The organism is Paraburkholderia sp. TE9906, from assembly GCF_056279605.1.
This window is the reverse complement of the sequence record NZ_JBWCCT010000005.1, coordinates 640459-665734: the sequence shown is the minus strand read 5'-3', so window position 1 is coordinate 665734 and position 25276 is coordinate 640459. Positions and strand designations below refer to the sequence as shown.

General features: G+C 63.0%; 15 protein-coding genes. 10 read left to right on the top strand and 5 right to left on the bottom strand.

Features of this window, described 5'->3' with window-relative positions; genetic code table 11:
- Positions 1 to 132: 132 nt before the first annotated feature.
- The 3 genes from ACZ9H4_RS16935 to ACZ9H4_RS16925 all read right to left on the bottom strand — a co-directional run bounded on the left by ACZ9H4_RS16935 (position 133) and on the right by ACZ9H4_RS16925 (position 4914).
- On the bottom strand, positions 133 to 1290 hold the full coding sequence (locus ACZ9H4_RS16935; protein WP_476119857.1) for a lipocalin-like domain-containing protein: 1158 nt from the start codon (positions 1288 to 1290) through the stop codon (positions 133 to 135).
- Positions 1291 to 1604: 314 nt separating this feature from the next.
- The gene (locus ACZ9H4_RS16930) at positions 1605 to 4175 is read right to left on the bottom strand and encodes an FtsX-like permease family protein (RefSeq protein ID WP_476119825.1); all 2571 of its coding nucleotides are present in this window, start codon (positions 4173 to 4175) and stop codon (positions 1605 to 1607) included.
- The gene (locus ACZ9H4_RS16925) at positions 4165 to 4914 is read right to left on the bottom strand and encodes an ABC transporter ATP-binding protein (RefSeq protein ID WP_408149475.1); all 750 of its coding nucleotides are present in this window, start codon (positions 4912 to 4914) and stop codon (positions 4165 to 4167) included. The genes ACZ9H4_RS16930 and ACZ9H4_RS16925 overlap by 11 nt, the downstream gene beginning before the upstream one ends.
- A gap of 688 nt (positions 4915 to 5602) precedes the next feature.
- On the opposite strand from ACZ9H4_RS16925, the gene ACZ9H4_RS16920 reads away from it, so the two are divergent.
- The 5 genes from ACZ9H4_RS16920 to cyoD all read left to right on the top strand — a co-directional run bounded on the left by ACZ9H4_RS16920 (position 5603) and on the right by cyoD (position 11360).
- Positions 5603 to 7159 (top strand): NADH-quinone oxidoreductase subunit M, encoded by a 1557-nt coding sequence (locus ACZ9H4_RS16920; protein ID WP_408153327.1) that lies wholly within the window; start codon positions 5603 to 5605, stop codon positions 7157 to 7159.
- 369 nt (positions 7160 to 7528) lie between these two features.
- Positions 7529 to 8422, top strand: a complete 894-nt coding sequence (cyoA, locus tag ACZ9H4_RS16915) for a ubiquinol oxidase subunit II (protein ID WP_408149479.1) — start codon at positions 7529 to 7531, stop codon at positions 8420 to 8422.
- Positions 8423 to 8424: 2 nt separating this feature from the next.
- Positions 8425 to 10410: a cytochrome o ubiquinol oxidase subunit I gene (cyoB, locus tag ACZ9H4_RS16910; protein WP_408153328.1), complete on the top strand. Its 1986-nt coding sequence runs from the start codon at positions 8425 to 8427 to the stop codon at positions 10408 to 10410.
- Positions 10410 to 11027 (top strand): cytochrome o ubiquinol oxidase subunit III, encoded by a 618-nt coding sequence (gene cyoC, locus ACZ9H4_RS16905; RefSeq protein WP_408149483.1) that lies wholly within the window; start codon positions 10410 to 10412, stop codon positions 11025 to 11027. Before cyoB ends, cyoC begins: the two co-directional genes overlap by 1 nt.
- Complete coding sequence (cyoD, locus tag ACZ9H4_RS16900; RefSeq protein WP_121321938.1) at positions 11028 to 11360, top strand: cytochrome o ubiquinol oxidase subunit IV; 333 nt, start codon at positions 11028 to 11030, stop codon at positions 11358 to 11360.
- Between the two features lie 145 nt (positions 11361 to 11505).
- On the opposite strand, the gene ACZ9H4_RS16895 is transcribed toward cyoD, so the two are convergent.
- Positions 11506 to 12710, bottom strand: a protein-coding gene (locus tag ACZ9H4_RS16895) for an IS3 family transposase (RefSeq protein ID WP_476119855.1) whose coding sequence is annotated in 2 segments (ribosomal slippage) — positions 11506 to 12386 and positions 12386 to 12710 — 1206 coding nt in all. Because the reading frame shifts where the segments join, the coding sequence is not laid out codon by codon here.
- A gap of 444 nt (positions 12711 to 13154) precedes the next feature.
- Between ACZ9H4_RS16895 and ACZ9H4_RS16890 the strand changes: the two genes are divergently transcribed.
- Positions 13155 to 13505 (top strand): hypothetical protein, encoded by a 351-nt coding sequence (locus ACZ9H4_RS16890; RefSeq protein ID WP_476119821.1) that lies wholly within the window; start codon positions 13155 to 13157, stop codon positions 13503 to 13505.
- 83 nt (positions 13506 to 13588) lie between these two features.
- On the opposite strand, the gene ACZ9H4_RS16885 is transcribed toward ACZ9H4_RS16890, so the two are convergent.
- Positions 13589 to 14128: a hypothetical protein gene (locus tag ACZ9H4_RS16885; protein WP_476119819.1), complete on the bottom strand. Its 540-nt coding sequence runs from the start codon at positions 14126 to 14128 to the stop codon at positions 13589 to 13591.
- A gap of 240 nt (positions 14129 to 14368) precedes the next feature.
- Here ACZ9H4_RS16885 and ACZ9H4_RS16880 point away from each other — a divergent pair, with 240 nt between their 5' ends.
- Genes ACZ9H4_RS16880 through ACZ9H4_RS16865 form a run of 4 tightly spaced genes read left to right on the top strand, consistent with a single transcriptional unit; the run spans position 14369 to position 25266 of the window.
- Positions 14369 to 15154 (top strand): SDR family NAD(P)-dependent oxidoreductase, encoded by a 786-nt coding sequence (locus ACZ9H4_RS16880; protein ID WP_476119853.1) that lies wholly within the window; start codon positions 14369 to 14371, stop codon positions 15152 to 15154.
- Between the two features lies 1 nt (position 15155).
- Entirely contained in the window at positions 15156 to 16691 is a 1536-nt protein-coding gene (locus tag ACZ9H4_RS16875; RefSeq protein WP_476119817.1) for an LTA synthase family protein, read from the top strand.
- Positions 16691 to 24343 (top strand): SDR family NAD(P)-dependent oxidoreductase, encoded by a 7653-nt coding sequence (locus ACZ9H4_RS16870; RefSeq protein WP_476119851.1) that lies wholly within the window; start codon positions 16691 to 16693, stop codon positions 24341 to 24343. The genes ACZ9H4_RS16875 and ACZ9H4_RS16870 overlap by 1 nt, the downstream gene beginning before the upstream one ends.
- Entirely contained in the window at positions 24313 to 25266 is a 954-nt protein-coding gene (locus ACZ9H4_RS16865) for a UDP-3-O-acyl N-acetylglycosamine deacetylase (protein ID WP_476119815.1), read from the top strand. Before ACZ9H4_RS16870 ends, ACZ9H4_RS16865 begins: the two co-directional genes overlap by 31 nt.
- Positions 25267 to 25276 lie beyond the last annotated feature (10 nt).

Sequence of the window (25276 nt, the reverse complement as noted above, 5' to 3'; positions counted from 1 at the left end):
CAACAGAAACCCCACCCCCAAAAGGTGGGGTTTCTGCGTTTACGGCGTGGGAGCGGACGCGGGAACAGCGTCGTGCGGACTAACGGAAAAAGACCAGGCGGCGGCTTCGCCCGTACGCTCCACACCCGTACCTCAGCGCTTCCCGATCCGCAGCGCGTCTGCGTAACCGGTCAGCTCCAGATAACCCCGTCCCACCTCGACGCTTTCGCGGCTCACCTTCACCGCCCCTTCCCAGTACACCGCGCCCGTTGACAGCCGCGAATCGAGTTCCTGATCGTCCATCAGCGGATCCAGCCGCCACTTCAGCGGGCCTGTTCCGACGTCCATCGAAACGGGGTACAGCGTGTTCGTGCGCGCAGAGCGCCAGGTGCGAACCGGCGTGAACACGACCTGGTCAGGGCCAAATGCGGTGACCCGACCAGCAGGATCGCGAAGGGCCGCATGCGCCCACATCGCGTGCCCATTGCGACTGCGTATCCTGAACGCCATCAGGGCCGAGCCGTCAGCGAGGTTCGCCCCCAGCCAATCCCATCCAACGGCATTGGCGTCGAGTAGCGTACTCGACCACTCGTGATCCAGCCACGCCATGCCGGTCACGGCGATATTCCCGCGCGCCGAACCCGCCAACCCATTTGGACGCACTACGCTGCCAGTCACGCGCAGTTGCGGCTCGCTGTAGTAATAGCTCGCCTGTTCCGGTCGTGGACCTTTGCGCGAATATCCGCGATCACCCTGAATCAACGGAGCTTGCGTCGGGGTCAGTGCGAGATGCAGCGAGAACCCGTTAGCGTCGACATTGACGTCATAGCGGCCCTCTGCAGTGCGAATGATTTTCCATGCATCGAGCCTGACGTCGGTATTGGCCGGCTGCGCATAGGCGAGTCCGAAGCCTTGACGCGCGATGCGCTGATCATGGGCCAGGTGTCCAAGTGCAGGATCGCTTAACGCGGCATGCGCAATGATCAACTGCGACGGCGCGAAAGTACTCGGATCGGCTGCGTCGTGATCCGTCGCCGAGCGGAAAAACGTGATCTGAAAACCAAGCGGCTGATTGTCCGGTGTGGTGAGCCAACCCGTCGCATACCACCATTCGGTGCGAAACGCCGGGTGAGCGCCGCTGTCCTGCGGCAAGGAAACCGGATGGTCCGGCGTGACAGCGGCGAATTCAGCAGGTGCGCCGAACGCGGACGACGCAGCGAGCAAGCCAAGGCAAAGCAGGCCGCGAAGGCGAGGGCGCAATCGCGGCGGAGTTGTCCCCGAAGGGGAAGAAGCAGGCGCTGCGCATGGCATCTCGCGCGGCGAGGCCGCCTCAATAACATGAGATGCGAAAATCTTCCGTATGGCCAGCGCAATCCAGGGCGTAACTCGAGACGCGATTCTGTGCGAAGTGAAGCAAGAACCGCCGGTTACATCAAAGCGGGCTGCTCCCTCAGGCATCGCCCCACGCGCTGAATTCCACTCCGAATTACAGGCCGGATCCCGTACCAAACCGCGCGCCAAATCCCTCGCCAAATCCCTCGCCAAATCCCTCGCCGAATCCCTCGCCGAATCCCTCGCCGAATCCCTCGCCGAATCCCTCGCCGAATCCCTCGCCAACACCCCCATCACCAATCCTCCTTCACCGCGCGCACCGCGTCCACCGAGACCGCGCTGCGTCCCGAGATCACCGCCGTCGAGCATGACGAAGCCAGCATGACTAGTGCGACCGTCCCCAGCACCGTCCAAGGCACATGCAACGACATGCTCCAATGAAACGACTGCGGATTGACGACGAACACGAGAATCAGGCTGATCGCAAAGCCGAGCACGAAGCCCATCGCGATGCCGCAAGCCGTGAGCATGCCGCTTTCGAGCGCGAGAATTGCGAGAATCTGCGCGCGTGTCACGCCGACGTGCCGCAGCATGCCGAACTCACGGGCCCGTGCGAGCGCCTGCGCAGAAAACGTCGCCGCGACGCCGAACAGGCCGATCACGATAGCGACCGCTTCAAGCAGATAAGTGACCGCAAAACTCCGATCGAAGATCACCAGCGTATGCGCGCGAATCTCGTCCGGTCGCGACAGGTCGAGCGACGCGCCGAACGGCAATGCGCGCAGTCCGGCCATTACGCTGTCAACGCGCACTCCCGGTTGAACGGTAACGGCAATATCGGTCGCACTCGTATCCTCGGTGAGATGCCGGTAGTCGACAAGCCGTATCTGGATCGCGCCGTTCTGCCGCACGTAATCGCGCCATACGCCCGCCACGACGAACACATGGCCGTTGCCGCCGAGCGGCAACTTCACTCGCTGACGGAGCCTGTATCCATAGAGATCGACCATTGCTTCGGACACCCAAACAGGCGTTTCGCCGCTGCGCAATTCGGAGGGCTGCAATATTGCGCCGGTCATCTGCAGATTCGCGCCAGGCTCCGCAGCGTCGATTTCACGTGCGAGTACGGCGACGTCCGGTCGCGCTGGATCGAGCGTGAGACGCGAGGTGCGGGCAAACGCGGCGCTCCTGATGCCGGGCACGTTCGCGAGCAGATTCTGCTCGTCGGGGCGTAACCCGCCGGTGTCGCCGTTCGGTGCCACCCGCACGTAGAGATCGGCGGAGAGCAGATGAACCAGCCAGTCTTCGACGGACACGCGAAAGCTCGCCACCATGATCGCCATTGCGACGATCAGCGCGAAGCTCGACAACACGCCGCCCATTGCGATCGACGCGTGGCCCGGCGCATTCGCGAGACGCGCCAGCGCGAGCGTGCTCGCTGCGCCCACGCGGCGGCGCCTCGCGAACACGCGGCCCGCCGCGCCGAATATCAGCGCGGTAACGCGCGGCATCAGCGCGATCCCGCCGACTAGCAGCAGCGCGACGGCGACATAGCCGCCAATCGGCGCATCGAACCATGGCGGCAATTGCGTAAGACATGCAGCGGCCACGAGGCAGAGCAGCGCGGGCCATGGCGTGGCGAGCCGGGCCAACGCGCCTTCCTCTGCGCCTGCCTTGAGCGCCGCCGCGGGCCGCGCGCGCGCCGCCTCCAGCGCAGGCGCGAGGCTGCCCAATACCGACACTGCGATGCCGAGAATCAGAAACAATGCGCTGGCCAACGGTTCGAAACCGACCTGCGGCTGCACGCCTGGAAAGTAGCCCCCACCGAGATCGCTGCCGAAAAAATGCAACGCGCCGCGTGCCATTGCATAACCCAGCGTAAGCCCCGACAGCGAACCCAGCAGCCCCAGTAGCGCGCCTTCCAGCAGGATCTGACGCAGCAGTTGAGCGCGCGTCAGTCCGAGCACGCGTAGCATGGCGAACTGCGCGCGACGCCGCACGACGCTCAGCGCCTGTGTCGAAAATACGAGGAAAGCGCCGGTGAAGAGTGCCACCAGCGCGAGCACGTTCATGTTGATCCGGTAAGCGCGGGACAGACGATCGGTGCGGCTTTCGGCGTCGCGCGTTTCGGCGACCACCCACTGATTGCCAAGTCGCGCCTGCAGATCGCGCTTGAAGCGTTGCCGATCGACGCCACGCTCCAGCTGCACGTCGACACGCGACAGCTTGCCGAGCTTGCCGAACTTCCACTGAGCGGCGGCGATGTCCATCACCGCGATCCGCTGACCCGGGCGGGTCCTCACGAGGCCGCCTGCAACGCGAAAATGCATGATCGACGTGCCGCTTTGCAGCGCCACGTCGTCGCCGGTTTTTACGTGCAGCCACTGCTGAGCGGCCGACGAGAGAAACATGGTATCGGACGCGAGCGTATCAAACGGCCGGTCCGGCGACGGCACGCCGGTCAGATCGGGCGCGATCCTGCTCGCCTTGAAGACGTCGGTGCCGAGCACCTGCAACGCCGTACTCTGACCGGGTACGCTGACATCGAGGGCGAGCACCGGGCTCGCTAGCGCTACTCCGGTTTCGTTCGACAGACGCGGATAGAGCGACTCCTCGAAGAAAGGCTGCGCACCGCGCACTTGCAGATCCGCTTCGCCCGACAGGCTGCGGGCAGCCGCCGAGAATTCGTTGAAGGCCGCACTGTTGATCAGTTGCACCGCGTAACCTAGCGCGACACCGAGCGCGATCGTCGCGACGGCAACCAGGGCGCGTCCGCGATGACTGCGCCATTCGGCGCCCAGCAGCCAGCGTGCGAGAACGCGGTGTCCCCGCGTGCGCAGCAGGGGCTGGAAATCAGCGCGCATCGTCGGCAGAACGCGCAGGGGATTCGTTTGGGAAAGCGTGGCCGAAAAGCGCGTGCCCGGCCGAGGGCGCGTGCAAGCCGCCTTCGCTCAGAATCACGATGCGGTCGGCCACCGCCGCCGCGGCTTCCGAGTGCGTCACCATGATCGTGGCCGCGCCGGTCGCCTTGCTTTGCGCGCGGAACAGGCCGAGCACCTCGTGTGCGGTATCGGGGTCGAGATTGCCTGTCGGCTCATCGGCGAGAATCAGCTTCGGACGATGCACGAGAGCCCGCGCAATCGCGACGCGCTGCAGTTCGCCACCGGAGAGTTGTCGCGGAAAATCGTCGCCTCGGCCGTTCAGGCCGACCGCCGCGAGCATGTCGAGCGCGCCGGTAGCAGGAAGCTCGTTGAGCAGTAGCGGCAGAGCGACGTTCTGCGCGAGCGTCAGATGCGGCAGTACGTGAAACGCCTGGAATACGAAGCCGAGTTTTTGCCGGCGCAGACGGGTCGCCGCGTTGTCGTCCAGCCGCGCGACGGGAGTGCCGTCGATGATGACGTCGCCGCTATCCGCGCTGTCCAGTCCCGCGATCAGATTGAGCAGCGTCGATTTTCCAACCCCGGAGTCGCCCATGATCGCGACAAATTCTCCGGGACGCAGTGTGAAGTCGAGGCGCGCGAGGACGATGCGGCCCGTGCCGTACTGCTTGCTCAGCCCGCGGCACTCGAGTGCGGGAACGACAGCTTCGTCACGAAACGCCATGCGGGATCCGGAAAGTTGACGGGCGAAGGGCGGTGTCCGGGCAGGGGACCGATTATGCGTCGTCGGATGCCGATTCGCCTGCAGACCGCCGAAGTATATTCGGCATCTGTAAGTCATGCGCAAGCAGAAAGCATCGCCTGGGACTGTGCACGGACATGAACCGTTGCCCTGATTTCAGCGCCTTTTTTCAGATGGAGTTCGATGCGGATTTAGAGTGCCGGACCAAAAATTTTTTTCGTTCGTAAACGGGCGAATTATTTGCCGAAGGCCCAAAATCGGCGTCCAGCAGGCGCTGCAAAACAGCACGATCCGTTCCAGCTTTGTCCATCCCCGGAATCGATACTGCAAGAGCGGCTAATTTGCTGCCAATTTGTTATCTTCTGTTTATAAAATCCGCCGCTCACTTTAGGCTCAAGCGAGCTTGTGCAGGCGCACATTTCTATGCGTTTCGCAAGCGCTTGTGGGGCAATAATCTATTGTGGAGGGCGTTGTAACGTTGTTGCGCTGCAAAAGTTTTCTTATCTTGGTAATCTCCCACCCTTGGTCATTCGACTGCGGGTAAACGTGTAGCGGACGCCACCGCTTCCACGTCAATTTCAGCGATATCCAGCTTACATATCCATTTCAATGCTTTCAGTTTTGAAGGCGTTGATGCGGCGTTTTGTACTTCAAGTTTTTGACAGAGCACATGCCATTGCCTCTTCTTAGCCTTCTCATCTGGATCCCTATTGTCGCCGGGCTCGTCGTTTTGCGTGCCGGATCTGACGCGGCACGTAGCCGCACCCGTTGGCTCGCGCTCGCTGGCGCGGTCGCAGGTTTTCTGCCGGTGATTCCGCTGGTCGCGAATTTCCGCAACGACGTCACGTCGATGCAGTTCGTCGAGAACGCCCGCTGGTCGCCGACGTTCGATATCGCCTGGCATGTGGGCGTGGATGGGATCTCGCTGTGGCTCGTCGCGCTGACCGCGCTCACCACGATCATCATCGTGGTCGCGTCGTGGGAGTCGATCACCGAGCGGACCGCGCAGTACTTCGGCGCGTTCCTGATGCTGTCGGGCTTCATGCAGGGCGTCTTCACGGCGATGGACGGCATGCTGTTCTTCATCTCGTTCGAAGCGACGCTGATTCCGCTGTATCTGCTGATCGGCACGTGGGGACATTCGAACCGCTCGTACGCGGCGGTGAAGTTCTTCTTCGTGTCGTTCCTCGGTTCGCTGATGATGCTGATGTCGATGCTCTACCTGTACAGCCAGACGCACAGCTTCGACCTCGCGCTGTGGCGTGAAACGCAACTCGGCACGGTGCCGCAGATGCTGATCTTCCTCGGCTTCCTCGCCGCCTTCGGCGTGAAGGTGCCGATGTGGCCGGTGCATACGTGGCTGCCCGACGTCCACCTCGACGGCCCGACCGGCGCGGCGGTGATGATCGGCATGCTGAAGCTGGGCGGCTATGGCCTGCTGCGTTTCGCGCTGCCGATCGCGCCGCAAGCGAGCCACTTCTTCGCGCCGATGATGATCACGCTGTCGCTGATCGCGGTGATCTACTCGAGCCTTCTGGCGCTCGTGCAAACCGACATGCGCCGCCTGCTCGCGTATTCGACGATTGCGCACATGGGCCTCGTGACGCTCGGTCTGTTCGTGTTCAACCGCATCGGCCAGGCCGGCGCGATCGTGCAGATGTTGTCGTACGGCGTGGTGTCCGGCGCGATGCTGCTGTGCACGGGCATGCTCTACGACCGCACGAAGACCGCATCGATCGCCGAGTACGGCGGCGTCGCCAACACCATGCCGCGTTTTGCCGCGTTCGTGATGCTGTTCTCGATGGCCAACATCGGTCTGCCGGGCACGTCGGGTTTCGTCGGCGAATTCATGGTGCTGATGGGCGCGATCCGCTTCAACTTCTGGATCGGCGCGATCGCCGCTTCGACGCTGGTGCTTAGCGCCGCCTACACGCTGTGGATGTACAAGCGCGTGATCTTCGGCGCGATCGCCAATGCGCGCGTCGCGAAACTGAAGGACCTCGGCAATCGCGAGTTCGTGCTGCTCGGCGCGATGGCCGTGCTGGTGCTGGCCATCGGTCTCTACCCGAAGCCGTTTACCGATGCGATCGATCCGTCGGTCGGCACGCTGCTCGCTCAGTCGGAGCGCTCGGCTCATCCCGCGGACGACACTGCGCCTGACGGTGGCGAGCATCTGCAAGCCGCTGCGCCGGCGCCGGTGGCCACCACGGTCCGCACGCCGGGCTGATGTCAAGAGGTGTGGTGCGCTTGCAGCATGCGTATTCGCGGATGCTGCTTCGCATACGCAGCTTCACGCATCGGCAGAAATCCCCGGCGCACCTCTCGCGCGGAGCGGCCATTAGGCCGCGCTACGTTTTTAGGGCTTTTTTCAGGGGACTTTTTGTGATGCGTCAACTTTTCAGTGCTTTGCAGTAGAGCATTGCAACCCCCGCTTGCGCACAGGTGTGCGGCAACGTGTCGCACTGTGGCGCGACGCAATAGATCGTTGCGAAATCGAGGCTTTATCGCCGATCGACGCGCCCCTATTATGCGAGCGCTTATTAATGGAGAGCGGTCGAATGACGTTCGTTGAAGTCGTAAAAGAGAGGCAAACGATATGAAAGGAAAGACTCTACGCGGGTCGTTAAGTTTCCTTTCCGCCGGCCTCGTGTTGTTGCTCTCGGGTTGCAGCAACCTCGATATCCTGAATCCGAAGGGGAGTGTGGGACTGGCGGAACGTGATCTGATCGCGACCTCCACCTGGGCCATGCTTATTGTTGTCGTTCCGGTGATCTTCCTCACGCTGCTGTTTGCATGGCGTTATCGCGCATCGAATAGAAGCGCTGAATACCGTCCGAAGTGGGTTCACTCAACAGGTATCGAAATCGCCATCTGGACGATTCCGACGCTGATCATTCTGTTCCTGGCCGTGTTGACGTGGAAGAGCACGCATGAGCTCGATCCGTACCGTCCGCTCGAGTCGCAGGTCAAGCCGATCAACGTCGAAGTCGTCGCGCTCGACTGGAAATGGCTGTTCATTTATCCCGACCTCGGTATTGCGTCGGTGAACCAGCTCGCGATCCCGGTCGGCACGCCGGTGAACTTCGTGATCACCTCCGACACGGTGATGAACTCGTTCTTCATCCCGCAGCTCGGCGGCCAGATCTACGCGATGGCAGGCATGCAAACGCGCCTGCATCTGATCGCGGACGAGGCCGGTGACTACGCCGGTACCGCGGCCAACTTCAGCGGCAAGGGCTTCTCGGACATGAAGTTCCGTACGCTCGCCAAGTCGCCGGAAGAGTTCAACGCATGGGTTGCGAAAGTGCGCGCGTCGTCGGATAACCTCAGCATGGACCGCTACCACACGGTATCGGCGCCGAGCGAGAAGGATCCGGTGCGCTACTTCTCGTCGGTCGATCCGAAGCTCTTTCACAACATCATTGCCCGATACAACAACGGTAACGTCATGGACAACATGAAGGACGCCAACTGCGGGCCGAAGGGATAAGCATGTTCGGAAAACTCTCACTAGACTCGATCCCGTACCACGAGCCGATCATCATGGTGACGGCTGCCGGGATCGCCCTCGGCGGTGCGCTGGTTCTGGGTCTGATCACCTATTTTGGCAAGTGGCGTTACCTGTGGACCGAATGGCTCACGTCGGTCGACCACAAGAAGCTGGGCGTGATGTACATCGTGGTTGCGCTCATCATGCTGTTCCGCGGCTTTGCGGACGCAATCATGATGCGTACCCAGCTAGCACTGTCGTATAACGCGCCAGGCTTCCTGCCACCGCACCATTACGACCAGATCTTTACCGCGCACGGCGTCATCATGATTTTCTTCATGGCGATGGCGTTCATGGTCGGCCTGATGAACATCATCGTGCCGTTGCAGATCGGTGCCCGCGACGTTGCATTCCCGTTCCTGAACTCGTTGAGCTTCTGGATGACCGCGATCAGCGCGATTTTGATCAACATTTCGCTGGTGATCGGTGAATTCGCGCAAACGGGCTGGCTCGCTTATCCGCCGTTGTCCGAATTGCAGTTCAGTCCGGGTGTCGGGGTCGACTATTACCTGTGGAGTCTGCAGCTCTCCGGTATCGGCACGTTGCTGACGGGTGTGAACTTCTTCGTGACTATCGTGAAGATGCGCGCGCCGGGCATGACGTTCATGAAGATGCCGGTGTTCACGTGGACCGCGCTGTGCACGAACGTGCTGATCATGGCGGCGTTCCCGATCCTGACCGTCACGCTCGCGCTGCTCGGTCTGGACCGTTACCTCGGCATGCACTTCTTCACGAACGATGCCGGCGGCAACGCGATGATGTACCTGAACCTGATCTGGGCATGGGGTCACCCTGAGGTGTACATCCTGATCCTGCCGGCGTTCGGTATTTTCTCGGAAGTCGTGGCGACCTTCGCGAAGAAGCCGCTGTTCGGCTACAAGACGATGGTGTGGGCGACCTGCGCGATCATGGTGCTGTCGTTCCTCGTGTGGTTGCACCACTTCTTCACGATGGGTTCGGGCGCTGACGTCAACGCGTTCTTCGGTATCGCGACGATGGTCATTGCCATCCCGACCGGCGTGAAAGTGTTCAACTGGCTGTTCACGATCTATAAGGGCCGTCTGCAATTCACGACGCCGATTTTGTGGACCCTCGGTTTCATGGTCACCTTCACAATCGGCGGTATGACCGGCGTGATGATGGCGATTCCGGGCGCGGACTTCGTGCTGCACAACAGCCTGTTCCTGATCGCTCACTTCCACAACGTGATTATCGGTGGCGTGCTGTTTGGCTACCTCGCCGGTTTCAACTACTGGTTCCCGAAGGCTTTTGGCTTCAAGCTGAATGAGGCGTGGGGCAAGGCATCGTTCTGGTTCTGGCAGATCGGTTTCTGGGTTGCGTTCACGCCGCTGTACGTGCTGGGCTTCATGGGCATGACGCGTCGTCTGAATCACTATGACAATCCGGATTGGCATCCGTGGCTGATGTTCGCGTGGGTCGGTGCGGTTCTGATCGCAATCGGTATCGCTTGTCAGGTGGTGCAGCTGGTGGTTAGCCTGCGCGATCGCAACAAGCCGGAAAACCGCGACCTGTCGGGCGATCCGTGGGACGGTCACACGCTGGAATGGGCAACGAGCTCGCCGCCGGCGTCGTACAACTTCGCGATCATTCCGGACGTGCGTGAACTGGATGCATTCGCTGAAATGAAGTCGCGCAAGGATCAGCCGAAGCCGGTGTATCGCGACATTCACATGCCGTCGAATACGTCCGCGGGTCTGGTCGTGGCCATATTCTCGCTGGTGCTGGGTTTTGCCGCTGTGTGGCACATCTGGTGGCTCGCCATTGTCGGTCTGGTCGGCTCGATCGCTACTGTGATCGTCTACAGCTGGCAGAAGAACGAAGGCTTTTACATCCCGGCCGCCACGGTTGCGGCGATTGAAGAGAAACGCTCCGGTGCCGGTGCGCCGGTCGCGTTGGAGGTGGATTGATGTCAAACAATACGCTTACGGCCGACTCGCATCACCACGATGCGCATCACGCCGATCACCCGCCGTCGCATTCGGTATTCGGCTTCTGGTTGTACCTGATGACCGACTGCATCATCTTCGCGTCGCTGTTCGCAGTGTTCGCGGTGATGAGCCACCAGTTCGCCGGCGGCCCGACCGGTAAGGATCTGTTCGAGATTCCGGGCGTGGCGCTGGAAACGACGATGCTGCTGCTGAGCAGTATCACGTACGGTTTCGCGATGCTGGGCGCGCACAAGAACCGCAAGGGCGCATTGCTCTTCTGGCTCGGCGTGACGTTCCTGCTGGGCCTCGCGTTCCTCGTGCTGGAAATGCGCGAGTTCTCGCACCTGATCGCCGAAGGCGCGGGTCCGAGCCGCAGCGCGTTCCTGTCGTCGTTCTTCACGCTGGTCGGCACGCACGGTCTGCACGTCACGTTCGGCCTGATCTGGATGGTAGTGCTTGCCGTTCAGGTGCTGGGTCACCGCGACCTGACCGAACGCGACATGATCCGTCTGACGTGCCTGAGCCTTTTCTGGCACTTTCTGGACGTCGTGTGGATCGGCGTCTTCACCTTTGTCTATCTTGCGAGCGTGATCTAAATGGACCATAGCCATAACGCACACTCGGGTGGAAGCCACGGCAGCTTCGGCAGCTATATGACGGGCTTTGTACTGTCCGTCATTCTGACTGTCGCGGCATTTGGCCTCGTGATGACGGGGACGTTGACGGGCCAGAACGCGTTGTTCGCGATCGCGGCCCTCGCGCTCGTGCAGATCGTCGTGCACCTGGTGTTCTTCCTGCACATGAATACGTCCTCGGAGCAGCGCTGGAATGTGACGGCGTTTGCTTTTACTGCGTTGACCGCTGTTATTGTGATTGGCGGGACGTTGTGGGTCATGCATAACGTCAGTATGAACATGATGTCGCGGTAAGTTGTAAAACGCGTCGGCACGAAGGAAAGCCCCGCAAGACGGAAGTCTTGCGGGGCTTTTTCGTTGGAAGCGAATCAGACAGTAGTAGTGTATTGCGGGATCGAAACTTGGACTTGCCCCCGCATGACCGGACATGCGGTCACGCTTAGGTTGGTGAATTTGCTCGCTGGCGAAACTCGCGTGGTGAGCAGTATTTCAGGGCGCTGTGCGGATGCGACTCGTTGTAGTGGTCAAACGCGATGGCCAGGTTCTGCAACGCGGTTTTCGCGTCCGGCTTGGGCATCCACGAGACGTAGTCTCTCTTCATCGTTTTGACGAAGCTCTCGGCCATGCCGTTGCTCTGCGGACTTCTGACCGGCGTCGTGATGGGTTTCAGGCCCACTTTTTTCGAGAACGTCAGCGTGTCCTCGGCAATGTAGCAGGAACCGTTGTCGCTGAGCCATTCGATTTCGTTGTCGGCTTTCAGCGCACCATCGAAACGGTTTTCTACAGCCTGAAGCATCACATCACGCACCATGTCTCCGGTATAGCCTCCAGTGGTCGCAGCCCAGCTCATGGCTTCCCGGTCGCAGCAGTCGAGTGCAAAGATGACGCGCAGCGGCGAGCCGTCATCACAACGGAATTCGAAGCCGTCCGAGCACCAGCGCGCATTGCTCCGGTCCACCGCGACCCTGCCGTCGTGTCGGCGCGTTGACTGGGCATGGCGCGGGCGGCGTTCGAGCAGCAGACCGTGGGTATGCATGACCCGATAAACCCGTTTTGCATTAACGCGAGGCTGCCCCTGTGCGTCCCGGTTTCGCCGTAGCAGGGCCCAGGTGCGCCGGTAGCCGTAAGTTGGCAAATCAGCGACCAACTCCTGGAGCTCCGCGACGAGCGGCATGTCGTCACGGGCGGGCGTCTTGCGCCTGTCGACCCATTCAGCGTCTCGCTTTGATTTCACTGCGAGATTCGAGCGCGACACACCCAGGACTTCGCAGACCGTCTTCATCGGTCGTCCCCCGGCAGCAATGGTGAGCGCGCAATCAATTTTTTTGCCCGGCCGTACTCCACTGCTTCGCGGAGGATTTCCACTTCCATCGTCTTCTTGCCCAGCAGTCGCTGGAGTTCACGAATCTGCTTCATCGCTTCGGCCAGGTCGGACGCCGGCACCACCTGCTCGCCGGCACTGACTGCTGACAGGCTTCCGTCCTGATAGAGCTTGCGCCAGGCGAACACCTGGTTTGCATTCACCTGATGACGACGGGCAACTCCGGAAACGCTTGCTCCGGGCTCGAAGGTCTCGCGCACTATCGCGAGCTTCTCCTCGACGGAGCGCCGGCGGCGCTGTTCGGGCTGGGTCAGAACTTCAATCGGTTCCACGTTAGAGCTGGGCTTAAACATAGGCGTAAGACTACCTCAAAGTTTAAGCGTTACCTCGTGTCCGGTTTTCGCGGGGGGCGGCCCAAAACTCAAACGTTAGAGGGGAAATCGGGAATAGGCTTGGCGAGCCCGCATTCATTGGCATCGTGATGGTGCCGCGGGGCTTCCGGTCGTGGAGGCTCGTGGCCTCTTGCCGTCGATAGGCGTGTCGGCGGCGCCGCATTAATGGTGACGACAGTTCTGCGTGGGAGACGCGCGCAGCTAAAGAGATTCACGCTCGCATCGAGGCAAGCTTATCAGGGGCGGGCAACAACGACAGTTTGGACTCGGAGGCTAGCCGTGGAGTAAGCAGTGGGCAGGGAGGTCGGCATCGCGGCTACACTGACGCCAGTGGAATCTGGAACCGCGCAATGTTGATACAAGGAGGACCTCCCAATGACTGCTCTGCTTGACTGGTTCGCGGCGGCAAGGTGGCGCATGTCGCTGTCCCACTGCCTCGAGGGATTGCTGGTGCAGGTGCCGATCGGGCTTTTGTTCAACTTTCAAATTGGAGCGCTGGCCGTAATCGTCTGGTACTGGTCACGCAAGAAGCTCGAGTGTGAGTTCGAAACCCTCAATGTTGAAGAGTCGCTCGCTTTCGAGACGCATGCGTATACCTGGCCGATCGGCTGGTTTCCATGGCGCTGGGATGCATACAAAGTATTGGACGTGGTCCTGCCGGCGTTGTCCGCGATGTCGATCGCAATCGCCATGCGCAATTACAGAGGGCTGCTATCGCTAATTTAGTGAGGGTCGCTACTGCCGATGTCGACGCGGAGAGTCGTGTCGAAAGAGGAGTGCGTGAGGGTGCTACGTAGCGCGCGTCGGTATTAGCTTGAGCGCCATATTGATTGCTGAACGCGTTGCCATAGTGGACGTGAACACGCGTTGCCGACACGAGAAATCGCCATGCGCGGACAGGGTAACGCGTCGGCCTGCCAATAAAAATCGAGGATTGGAATATTTTCCCATCGTCGATGGGTGATCTGGATTGCGCAAACGTTTGGGCCAAAAATATCGCGCATTACTTCGACGATAAATCTTTGCGACTTTTCCAGATAATCAAGTGATTTGCAATAGAAAAGCGTTGCGAATGAGCTTGCCCCTCGCAGCTCGGATCCTCGCGATGTATGCGGTTTGAATAGTGACGCGAAGGTGGAAAAGCCTTCTTTCGTCACGGCATCCGCTGTCATTTTAGCTGTAACAGTTGGTAACTCGCATCTGTTGCACAGGCGCGACTTTTTAAAAGTTTGTTGATTGTAATGGCGGGAAAGAATTCTCTTGTTGTATGATTGCGCCCGGCGCGCTACAGCATGCCACCTCGCATCTTTTAATGTCTGTTGGCCCGGTACGACCGGGTTGCGCTTCATTTTCGTTCCCCATTCAGGCGAAGACAGCGAATGGAGCTAGCGCTCCAAGCGTTAGCTTTACTGCTTCAAAGTTTTTGATCAGCGCAAATCGATACTAGCGATACCGTCATCACGCGCTCTAATCTCGCATGTTTTTCGATGTTGATCCGCACGTTTGTGCGGGGCGCGGCTGCTGCAAAAGAAACGGATATTTCATTTACAGATCATGCAAAAAGAACATCGCTTGAAATCGGGGGCCGAGTGAGCGCAAATAGGCCGCGTGTGGTCGTTGTCACTGGCGCTAGTGCCGGACTCGGTCGCGCGTTGGCCTTAAGTTATTGCGCGCCTGGTATCACGCTCGGCTTGATCGGAAGAAATGCCGAACGTATCGAGGCCGTTGCCGAGGAGTGTCGCGCGCGCGGCGCGGAAGTCGTAGTCGGCACCATGGACGTTCGTGATGCGGCAGCGCTCCAGGGGTGGATCTTCGAGTTCGACGCGCAACACTCGATCGATTTGCTGATCGCCAATGCGGGCGTCGCCAGCACGCTGCGCTCAACTGATGACTGGGAAGGCGCCGCTCGAACTGCCGAGGTCGTCGACACCAATCTCTACGGTACCTTGCACGCGGTGCTGCCTGCCGTCGAGTGCATGCGCAAGCGGCAGCACGGCCAGATTGCGATTGTCAGTTCGCTCGCCGGCTTGAGAGGGATGGCAATCTCTCCAGCCTATTGCGTGAGCAAGGCCGCGCTCGTCGCGTACTGTGATTCCGTACGCCCCGTTCTCGCACGCGACCATATTGGCATTTCGGTCGTGATGCCCGGTTTCGTGCGAACTGCGATGAGCGACGTTTTTCCTGGCAACAAACCCTTCATGTGGAGCGCCGAGAAAGCCGCTTCGTATATCAGGACGCGCCTGAGCCGCCGCCGCGTGGAAATCGCTTTTCCCTTCAGCTTGACGTTCGGTCTCAAGTTGCTGCGTCTGTTGCCAGCGACCGCCGCCGACGCAATCCTTGGTCTCCTGTTTCAGATCCCTCGTCGGAATATGTGAAGTGTTGCCCGATTTCATAATCGCGGCCGCGCTGGTCGCATGCTCCTTTGCCGTTGAAGCGATCGCTGTCACGCGATCGTCGCTTCGTCGACCACCAGTTGCGCTAATGCTGCACCTGACGGCGCTCGCTGTCGTGACGGCAGGTTGCTTCGCGTTGACGGGGCGGCCGTTGTTTTCGGCTGGCGCTGCGCAGGTATTGATTGGCGTGCTCGCCGTCGTCGGTAACGCTAAATACGCGTCACTGCGTGAACCGCTGGTGTTCAGCGACCTGAGTCTGTTCAGCCAGGTCTTCTCGCATTCTCGCCTGTATTTGCCGTTTCTCGGTGCCGGCAAGCTTGCCCTCCTGCTTGTCGGCATCGTGGCGGCGGTGGCGGCGTTCATTGCCGAAAAGCCCGCTGCACTCGGGCAGAGAGCTGCTGCGGCCGTCGTTATGTTGGTTTGCCTGCCGATGTGCATCGCGCTTGCCCGTCGCTTGACGCTGACGCTGCAGCCCTATTCGGATCAATGCCGCTGCGGCTTTTTCGCCGCGTCCGCCGCCTATCTGATCAATGGGATAAGCAGTGCGCAACTGCGCGCCTTTACTCGCGCCGCAGCGACCAGCCCCTTTTCGTTCGGTCGCCCGGATGTTCAGGTGGATGTCATCGTGGTTCAGAGCGAGTCGTATTTCGACGCACGTCGGCTCGGCACATACGTGTCTGGCGCACCCTATGAACATTTCGATTGCGCCAGACGTGAGTCGTTCGAGCAAGGCGAGCTGGCGGTGCCGGCCTGGGGCGCAAATACGATGCGCAGTGAATTCGCGATGCTCACCGGCCTGACGTCGCCCGAGCTCGGTTACGCGCGCTTTTATCCGTATATGTTCGTGCGCCGGGCGTGTGCGTCACTGGCGGGTTATTTCAGCCGCGGCGGCTATCGCACGGTGGCCGTGCACCCGTACTACGCGAACTTCTTCGGCCGTCGCCGGGCATTCGCCCACATGCATTTCGACAGTTTTCTGGACATCGGGCATTTCGACAGTGCGTCTCGTGCGGGGTCATACGTCGGCGATCTCCCTGTGGCGGACAAGCTTATTGCGCTGCTGCAAGCCAGTGATGACAAACCCATGTTTGCGTTTGCAATCACGATGGAGAACCACGGCCCTTTGCATCTGGAGACGGTCTCTCCAGGAGAAGCCGCATCGCGGCACACACTGGGAGACGACGTGCGTTGGCGCGATCTGACCGCCTACCTTCGGCACGTGGAGAACGCGGACGCGATGATCGGCAGGTTGACCGCTTATCTGCGCGAGCGCAAGCGGCCGACGGTCCTGTGTTTTTATGGTGATCACGTTCCTGCCATGTCTTCCGTATTCGACGCGCTCGGAACGGAACCGACTCGCAGTGACTACTTTATTTGGCGCAATTTCGGGAACGACCTCGGCACACGCCGAGACGTCGGCGTCGAGACCCTGGGTTCCACGATACAGCGCGCGATGACGCACGCAGACCCTGTCGATATCGATTCGCGAAACAAGTTGCAGCAGATACCGGCAAGATGATGGAAAAGAAAATTGCGATTACTGGGATGGCATGTCGCTTTCCCGGCGGAGTAACGGGGCCCGACGATTTCTGGCAACTGTTGTGCGATGAGCGCGACGCAGTGACCGCCGTGCCAGCCGATCGATTCGGCACGGGGTTCTACCAGCACCCGTCTAAAAAAGAGCCGGGCAAAAGCTACACGTTCTCGGCGGGCGTGCTCGATGACGTGGCCGGTTTCGATGCCGCGTTCTTCGGCGTTTCACCGCGCGAGGCAACCCAGATGGACCCGCAGCAGCGCCTCCTGCTCGAACTGGCGTGGGAAGCGTTCGAGGACGCCGGCGTGCGTCCGGCCGACATGCGTGGCCGCGACTGTGGCGTGTACGTCGGCGCCGCGAGTATGGACTACGGCAACCGCAGCATGGACGACCTGAACTGGATCGATCCGTACTCGGCCACGGGAAACACGCTCAGCATTGCGTCCAACCGCGTGTCCTATTTGTTCGATCTGCGCGGACCGAGCATGTCGGTGGATACCGCCTGCTCGTCGTCGATCGTCGCGCTGCATCAGGCCGTGCAGGCACTGCAGTCGGGTGAAACCGAAATGGCGCTCGCGGGCGGCGTCAATCTGCTGCTTCATCCGTTTGGCTTCGTGAGCTTTTCGAAGGCGTCGATGCTGTCGCCGCGCGGCCGCTGCCGGGCATTCGATGCGACCGGCGATGGCTATGTGCGCGCCGAGGGTGGTGCTTTCGTTCTACTCAAACCGCTCGAACGCGCGCTCGCCGACGGCGACACCATTCACGCTGTCATTGCCGGTTCGGGCGTGAACTCCAACGGTCACTCGCATGGCGGCATCAGTGTGCCGACGACGGCCATGCAGGCCGAATTGCTGCGCTCGGTTTACCGCCGCGCGGGCGTCGATCCACATTCGCTTGCCTATCTGGAAGCCCACGGCACGGGTACAGCGGTCGGCGACCCGATCGAGGCGCGCGCGCTGATCGAAGCGGTCGCCGCCGGTCGCCCGGCCGACGATCCGCTGCTGATCGGCTCGGTCAAGACCAACCTCGGGCACCTCGAAACCGCTTCGGGGATGGCCGGCCTCTTCAAGGCGATCCTCTGCCTGAAGCACGGTGCGGTGCCGCGCTCGCTGCATTTCGAAACGCCCAATCCGGCGATCGATTTCGAAGGCGGCCGCCTACGTGTGGTCGACCGCTTCACGCCGCTGTCGCGCCGCGATGGCGAGCCGCTGACGATCGGCGTCAATTCGTTCGGCTTCGGCGGCACCAATGCTCACGTCGTGCTCGCGGAGACGGTGCACGCAGCCGCGCCCGCGGTGCCTGTCACGACCAGCGCGCCGGTCGCGGACGAGGCACTGGCGCCGCTCGTACTCACCGCGCGTTCGCAGACTGCGCTTGCCGCACTCGCGGCGCGCTACCACGCGCGCCTGCAGAACGGGGCCGATTGGAGCGCGCTCGCAGCCAGCGCCGCGCGGCGCCGCGAATGGCTCGATCAGCGCGCGGTCATTGCGCCGCCGGACCTGCAAGCGGGCTGCGCGGCACTGCAAATGCTCGCGGACTCGTCCGAACAGGTGCTGCCGGCTTACGTCGCACACGGCCAGGCCGTGGCGACTGGCAGCAAGGTGGCGTTCGTCTACGCGGGCAACGGCTGCCAGTGGGCCGGCATGGGCAAGCAACTCTACGCGGAAGACGCCGGGTTCCGCGCGGCGCTCGACGAAGTCGACGCGCTCTGGCGCGCCGACGGCAGCGAGTCGCTCGTCGACGTGCTGCGCGCCGGCGCGAGCGCCGAATGGCTTGCAGCGACGGAGAATGCGCAACCGTTGCTGTTCGCGATCCAGGTCGGTATCACGCGCACACTCGAAGCGCGTGGCATCGAATTCGATGCGGCGGTCGGGCATAGCGTCGGTGAAATCGCGGCCGCGTGGGCATCGGGCGCGCTGACGCTGGCCGAAGCCGTGCGCGTGATCCGCATTCGCAGCAGCGCGCAGGGCCTGACGCGCGGCACCGGCAAGATGGCCGCCGCGGGCATTGGCGAAGCCGAGGCGCGGGACCTGATTGCACGCCTCGGTCTCACGGCGACGGTCGAACTGGCCGGTACCAACAGCCCCGAAGCCGTCACGCTCGCGGGCTCGCTCGCGGGGCTCGAAGCGATCGGCGCCGCGCTGGTCGCGAACGGCAGCTTCTTCCAGTTGCTCGATCTCGATTACGCGTTCCACAGCAGCCGCATGGACGCGATCGAGCCGGTGGTGCGCGCCGGACTCGCCGATCTGGCGCCGCGCGAAGGCACGAAGCGCTACGTGTCGACCGTCACCGGCGACACGCTTTCCGGCACTGCGCTCGACGCAGGCTACTGGTGGCGCAACATCCGCGAGCCGGTGCGTTTTGGTGAAGCGCTCACGCGTCTTGCCGAGACGGGCGTGCGCATGTTCATTGAAATCGCGCCGCACTCGATTCTGCGTCACTACGTCAAGCAGACTCTCGCGAGTCTCAATCTCGCGGGCGCGGTCGTGCCGACGCTCAAGCGTCATCACGACAGTGCGCAGATGCTCGAACATTCGATGCTATCGGCGGTCGCGCACGGCGCGCGTGTCGATCTCGACCGTTTCGTGCCGGTGGCGTCGCAGGGCTCACATGCGGCGCTACCCACCTATCCATGGCAGCGCGAGCGCTACTGGCAGACGGCCACCATCGAGGGCTACAACCTCGTGAATCGCCACGTCGATCATCCGCTGCTCGGCTACCGTCTGCACGAGCATGCATTCGCGTGGGAAAGCCAGCTCGATCCGCAACGCGTGGCGATGCTCGGCGATCACGTGGTCGATGGCGGCGTGGCGTTCCCGGGCGCGGGCTATGTGGAAATGGCGCTGGCCGCGGCGCGGGTGTTCTTTCGCACGCCGGACGTCGCGCTCGAGAACCTCGAAATCCGCATGCCGGTTGTGTTCCAGCCGCAGCACGCGAAGCTGTTCCGCTTCGTGATCGACGCACGCGCCGCGTCTTTCTCGATCGAGACGCGAGAGCGCATGAGCGACGGCCCATGGAATCTCAATGTGACGGGCCGTCTGCTCGAAAGCGGCAATACGCTTGACGCGCAGAGCGCGGCCGACGAGTCGGTGCTGGCGCGCCTTGAGGCGCGCCCGGCGACGGCTGGCGAGGCCCTCTACGCAAGTACGAGCGCGATCGGTTTGAGCTACGGTCCGGCATTCCGCTGGGTGAGCAACGTCCACGTGCAAGGCGACGACGCGCTCGCCGATCTGGAAGTGCCGCAAGTGCCTGGCGGCGCGTTGACACTGGACGGCTGGCTGTTGCATCCCGCGCTGATGGACAGCGGCTTTCATCCGCTCTTCGCCGTGCTCGGCCAGGCCGGCGCCGCGCCTGGCGAGGCGCGCGCGGCTTTCGTGCCGGTTCAGATCGGCCGCGTCGACTTTTTGCGCGGCGACTCGGTGCGCCGCGTGCTTGCACGTGTGCTGCGCCGCAGCCCGCATTCGATCGTCGCGTCGTTCGAATTCCTCGACGCCGACAATGCGATCGTCGCGCGTCTTTCCGCCTGCCGGTTCCGCCGTGTCGACCTGACGGGCCGGCGAGCTGCCGCCCCGGCGCGCTTTGCCTACGCGCTCGAAGCGCGCCCGCTGCCCGAGCACTTGACAGCCGCGGCGCTGCCCGCGCCGGCTGCGCTCGTCGGACGCGCGAGTGCGCGTCTTGCTGCAAGCGAAGACAGCGCGCAACGGACGCATCATTTGACCGAAACGCTGCCGTTGCTCGACGTGCTCACGGGCCTGTACGCGTTGAACGCGCTCGATGCGATCGGCGCGTTCGCGCAGCCGAAGCTGTCCGCGCGTACTGATGCTCCCATGCTCACGCGGGTGACGCAGATCGTCGTGGAAGACGGTTTCGCCCGTTTCGAGGGCGAGCGCCTCGTGCGTGACGACGCGGCGTGCGCGGCGATGCCCGCGCTCGACGCGCTGTGGCGCGAGGTGCTGGCGAATTCTCCGGCGCACGTCGCCGAACTGACGCTGCTTGCGCACGTCGGTGCGGCGTTGCCGCGCGTGCTGCGCGACGCAGCATCCGGTGCCGCTGCGCCGGCGTTGCTGTCGCCGACGGGGCGCAGTCTCGTCGAGCAGTTCTTCGACGCCTCGCCCACGTGGTCGCATGCCCGCGCGATGCTCGCTTCGTGCGCGAAGGAGGCGTTGGCGGCGTGGCCGCGCAACCGCCGCCTGCGCGTGCTGGAAATCGGCGCGACGAGTGGTGAAGTGTTGCAGCCGCTCGATCTCGGCATGCCGGCGTCGCAATGCGAGCATGTCCTGGCGGGCACGCACCAGCAGCTCGCGGCGCTCGATGCGGAAGCGCACGCGCACGTTCAGACGCTGGTGTTAGGCGAAAACGAAGCGCTGTTCACCCATTGCCGTGACGCCGCGCCGTTCGACCTGATTGTGGTCAATCGCATGCTCGGGGAACAGACCGACCCGCTTGCCACACTGCAAGCAATCGTCGAACGGCTCGCGCCGGGCGGCATGGTCGTGCTCGCCGACTCGCACCGTAGCCGTTTCGCCGACATCGTGTTCGGCGCGGCGGGTCACGAGCTGTCCGAGGAGACTTACGGCGCGCTCGCGCCGGCCGCGTTGCAGTTGCTTTGCGAACGCGCTGGTCTGCAGGACGTCGCGCGTCACACGGAGCAGGGTCTCGATCTCGAAGGTGCGCCGAGCCTGATCGTCGCGCGCAAGCCCGCCGCGATGCTGCAGCCGCAACCCGGTTCGGCGGGGCAACAGCCGTGGCTGATCGTGCAGACCGGCAACGACGGGTTCGGCTCCGCGCTCGCGCAAGAACTTGCGCGTCATGGCTGTCAGGTCGAAGCGACGAGCGTGCGCGAAGCGGCCGCGTGGGTCGAACGCAGCAACACGCAAGCGCAGATCGTGTTCGTCGCACCGCTCACGCAGCTCGACGACGCCAGCGGCGCCGACTTGATGCACGCGCAACAGGGCGGAGCACTCGCGCTCGCCACGCTCGCGCGCGAACTGGACGCAGCCGGCGTGGCTGCACAGGTGCGCCTGTGCGTGCTCACACGTGGCGGCGCGCCGTTCGTGCAAGGCGCGGCCACGGCGGCGCAGCCCGAGCAGGCGAGCCTGTGGGGGCTCGGTCGTGTGATGGCAAACGAATATCCGGCGCTTGCGCTGCGCCTGATCGACGTGGCGAGCGCGGATAGCGAAGCCGTCGCGCAACTGGCGCACGCACTGACGCACGACGACGGCGAGGAAGAGGTGCTGCTCACCGCGCAGGGTCGTTACGTGCCGCGCATGCTGCCGGCGCAAACGGCGCAACGGCAGACCTCCCGCGACCAGACCAGTGCGCAACAAGCGTCCGACCCGGCACCCGCCGTGTTGGCGTTCGACATGCCCGGCTCGCTGCGTAACCTCGCATGGTTCGCATTGCCGGCGCGCGAATTGAAGGCTGGCGAAGTTGAGATCGCGCCGATGGCGACCGGTCTGAACTTCCGCGACGTTATGTACTCGATGGGCCTCCTCTCCGACGAGGCGGTCGAGACCGGCTTTGCGGGCGCGACGATCGGCATGGAACTGTCGGGCCGCATCGTACGGGTCGGCGCGGGCGTCGAAGGCTGGGCGCCCGGCGACGCGGTGCTCGGCTTCGCGCCGGCTTCGTTCGCTACGCACGTGGTGACGCGGGCGAGCGCGATCGCGCGCAAGCCCGAAGCGATTTCCTTCGAAGCGGCAGCGACGATTCCCACCACGTTCTTCACTGCGTACTACGCGTTGTGTGAGCTCGCGCGGCTGCGTCGCGGCGAGCGGGTTCTGATTCACGGCGGTGCGGGTGGTGTCGGCATCGCGGCGATCCAGATTGCCCGCCATCTCGGCGCGGAAGTGTTCGCCACCGCCGGTGCCGACGAGAAGCGCGAGTTCGTGCGCCTGCTCGGCGTCCATCGCGTATTCGACTCGCGCAGCCTCGCGTTTGCCGACGACGTGCGAGCCTGCACCAACGGCGAGGGCGTCGACATCGTGCTCAACTCGCTCGCGGGAGAGGCGATGGTGCGCGGCATCGATACGCTGCGTCCGTTCGGCCGCTTCCTCGAACTCGGTAAGCGCGACTTCTACGAGAACAGCCAGATCGGCCTGCGACCGTTCCGCAACAACATCAGTTATTTCGGCATCGACGCCGACCAGTTGATGGGTGTGCTGCCCGAACTGACCACGCGCCTCTTCGAGGAAGTGATGGCGCTGTTCGTGAGCGGCGTGCTGCACCCGCTGCCGTATCGCGCGTTCCCGGCTGCGCGAGCGGAAGAGGCGTTCCGCTACATGCAGCAGGCGCGCCAGATCGGCAAGGTACTCGTCACCTATGCGTCGGGCACGCCCGCGCCCACGCGCGGCGTCGTGCAGCCCGCGCTGAGCCTCGATCCGCAGGCGGCCTATCTGATCGTCGGCGGCACGGGCGGTCTCGGTTACGCCAGCGCGCGCTGGATGATCGCGCGCGGCGCGCGGCATCTGACACTCGCCAGCCGCGGCGGCGCGCTCGACGCCGCGAAACAGCAGGAGCTCGATCAATTGCAAGCCGCGCACGGGGTGAGCGTGAGCGTAGTGTCGTGCGACGTGACTGATCCGGCGGCGCTCGATCGTCTGGTCGAAACCATCGAGGCGGCCGGCACGCCGCTCAAAGGCGTACTGCACTCGGCGATGCGCATCGACGACGGCCTGCTGCGCAACCTCGACGACGCGCGCATGCTCGCCGTGCTCGAACCGAAGGTTGCAGGCGCATGGAATCTGCACCGCGCGACGCGACGCTGCGCGCTCGACTTCTTCGTGCTGTATTCGTCGGCCACGACCTGTCTCGGCAATCCGGGCCAGGGCGCGTACGTGGCGGCCAACAGCTTCCTCGAAGCGCTTGTCGCGCATCGCCGCGCGGCCGGGCTGCCCGCGACCTTCATGGCATGGGGGCCGATCGAGGACGTTGGCTTCCTTGCACGCAACAGCACGACGCGTGAAGCGTTGCAGGCGCGCATCGGCGGTGCTTCGATCACCTCCGACGAAGCGATGACGGCGCTCGAGCGCGTGCTCGCGAGCGGTGCGGCCGGCGAGGCTGTGGTGCGTCTCGACTGGGCGGCGATCGCGCGCGGCATGCCCGCGGCGCAGGCGCGCCGCTACATGGCGTTGCAAGGCGGGGGCGCCACCGAAGCGACGAACGAAGACGGCGCGTTGCTCGAACAATTGCGCGGCTTGCCCGAGACCGAAGCGGTCTCGCTGGTGGAGACCGCGTTGCGCGGCCATATCGCGCGCATCCTGCACATGTCGCCGGAGCGCGTCGCACTTGACTGCTCGGTGCTCGAGCTCGGCATGGATTCGCTGATGGGCATGGAACTCGGCATGGCGGTCGAGGAGTCGTTCGGCGTGAAGCTGTCGATCATGGCGATCGCCGAAGGCGCCACCGTGCATACGCTTGCCGTGCGGATTGTCGACATGCTCGATGAGAGCGCTGGCGACGGCGCTCAGGCTACCGCGAACGCTGCGAGCGACGAGGTTGCGGCCCTCGCTGCGCGCCATGCGCTCGACGAAGACGAGGCGCGCGCACTGCTCGAACGCAATCGCGGCAACGCCACCCACACTCAAAATCAACAGGGAGACGAGTCATGTCAGTCGACGCCGGCGTTCGCGGAGTAAAGCTGCCTGTGGGCTGGCAGGCGAGCGAAGGCACGCTCGCCCGGTCGCTCGAACTATCGGGACATGGCCTGCATACCGGGCGGCGCGTGAACGTGCGCATTCTTCCGGCTGAGTCGGCGCGGGTCGCGGGCGAGCGGCATGGGGTCGTGTTCCGGCGTTTGAAGGGCGGCCGCGAGCTGGGTACCGTCGCCGCGCATCCGTCGCTGCGCCGGGGCCAGCCGCTGTGCACGATGCTGCGCGCGAGCGACGGGCTTGGCGTGCGCACGGTCGAGCATCTGCTCGCGTCGCTGCTTGCCTGCGAGATCGACCATGCGATCGTCGAGCTCGACGCCGAAGAGATACCGATTCTCGATGGCAGCGCGCAGCCATGGATCGATGCGATTCGCGCGTGCGGTCGCGCCGCGGTGCCGCAGCCCAAGCTGTTTTTGCGCGTGCTGAAAAGTGTCAGCGTCGCCGACGGTGAAGGTGAAGCGCGCCGCGAGATGCGTGTCGAGCCTGCGGACCACTATGCGCTCAGCGTGCATAACAACGACCTCAAAGGTTTCGGCGACATGGAGTGGCACGGCGTGCTCACGCCGCGCGCCTTCGCCGACGAAATCGCGTCGTCGCGCTCGTATGGCCAGATCAAATGGGCCGTGCCCGCGATCGTCGTCGGTTATCTGCGTGGCTGGCCGATTCTGCGCGGCGCACGACTGTCATGCACGGCGGCAATCGTCGGCAAGCGGGTGGTCGGCGGACTGCGTCAGCCCGACGAGTTCGTCCGGCATCGCGTGCTGGATCTGGTCGGCGATCTCGCGCTCGCGGGGGCGCCGTTGCTGGGCCACGTGAGCGCACGGCGGCCGACACATGAAATGAACTACCGGCTGCTCGCCGCGTTGCTGGGAACACCCGGTGCGTACGAGTGGGTCGAGGCGCACGCGTAAGCCGCGGCGC

Bases quoted from the DNA above. Each gene is read 5' to 3' on its own strand.
- ACZ9H4_RS16865 (WP_476119815.1), top strand. From the start codon at position 24,313: ATGTCAGTCGACGCCGGCGTTCGCGGAGTAAAGCTGCCTGTGGGCTGG.
- cyoC (WP_408149483.1), top strand. From the start codon at position 10,410: ATGTCAAACAATACGCTTACGGCCGACTCGCATCACCACGATGCGCAT.
- ACZ9H4_RS16925 (WP_408149475.1), bottom strand. From the start codon at position 4,914: ATGGCGTTTCGTGACGAAGCTGTCGTTCCCGCACTCGAGTGCCGCGGG.
- ACZ9H4_RS16930 (WP_476119825.1), bottom strand. From the start codon at position 4,175: ATGCGCGCTGATTTCCAGCCCCTGCTGCGCACGCGGGGACACCGCGTT.
- cyoA (WP_408149479.1), top strand. From the start codon at position 7,529: ATGAAAGGAAAGACTCTACGCGGGTCGTTAAGTTTCCTTTCCGCCGGC.
- cyoD (WP_121321938.1), top strand. From the start codon at position 11,028: ATGGACCATAGCCATAACGCACACTCGGGTGGAAGCCACGGCAGCTTC.
- ACZ9H4_RS16935 (WP_476119857.1), bottom strand. From the start codon at position 1,290: ATGCCATGCGCAGCGCCTGCTTCTTCCCCTTCGGGGACAACTCCGCCG.
- ACZ9H4_RS16885 (WP_476119819.1), bottom strand. From the start codon at position 14,128: ATGAAGCGCAACCCGGTCGTACCGGGCCAACAGACATTAAAAGATGCG.
- ACZ9H4_RS16870 (WP_476119851.1), top strand. From the start codon at position 16,691: ATGGAAAAGAAAATTGCGATTACTGGGATGGCATGTCGCTTTCCCGGC.
- cyoB (WP_408153328.1), top strand. From the start codon at position 8,425: ATGTTCGGAAAACTCTCACTAGACTCGATCCCGTACCACGAGCCGATC.
- ACZ9H4_RS16920 (WP_408153327.1), top strand. From the start codon at position 5,603: ATGCCATTGCCTCTTCTTAGCCTTCTCATCTGGATCCCTATTGTCGCC.
- ACZ9H4_RS16890 (WP_476119821.1), top strand. From the start codon at position 13,155: ATGACTGCTCTGCTTGACTGGTTCGCGGCGGCAAGGTGGCGCATGTCG.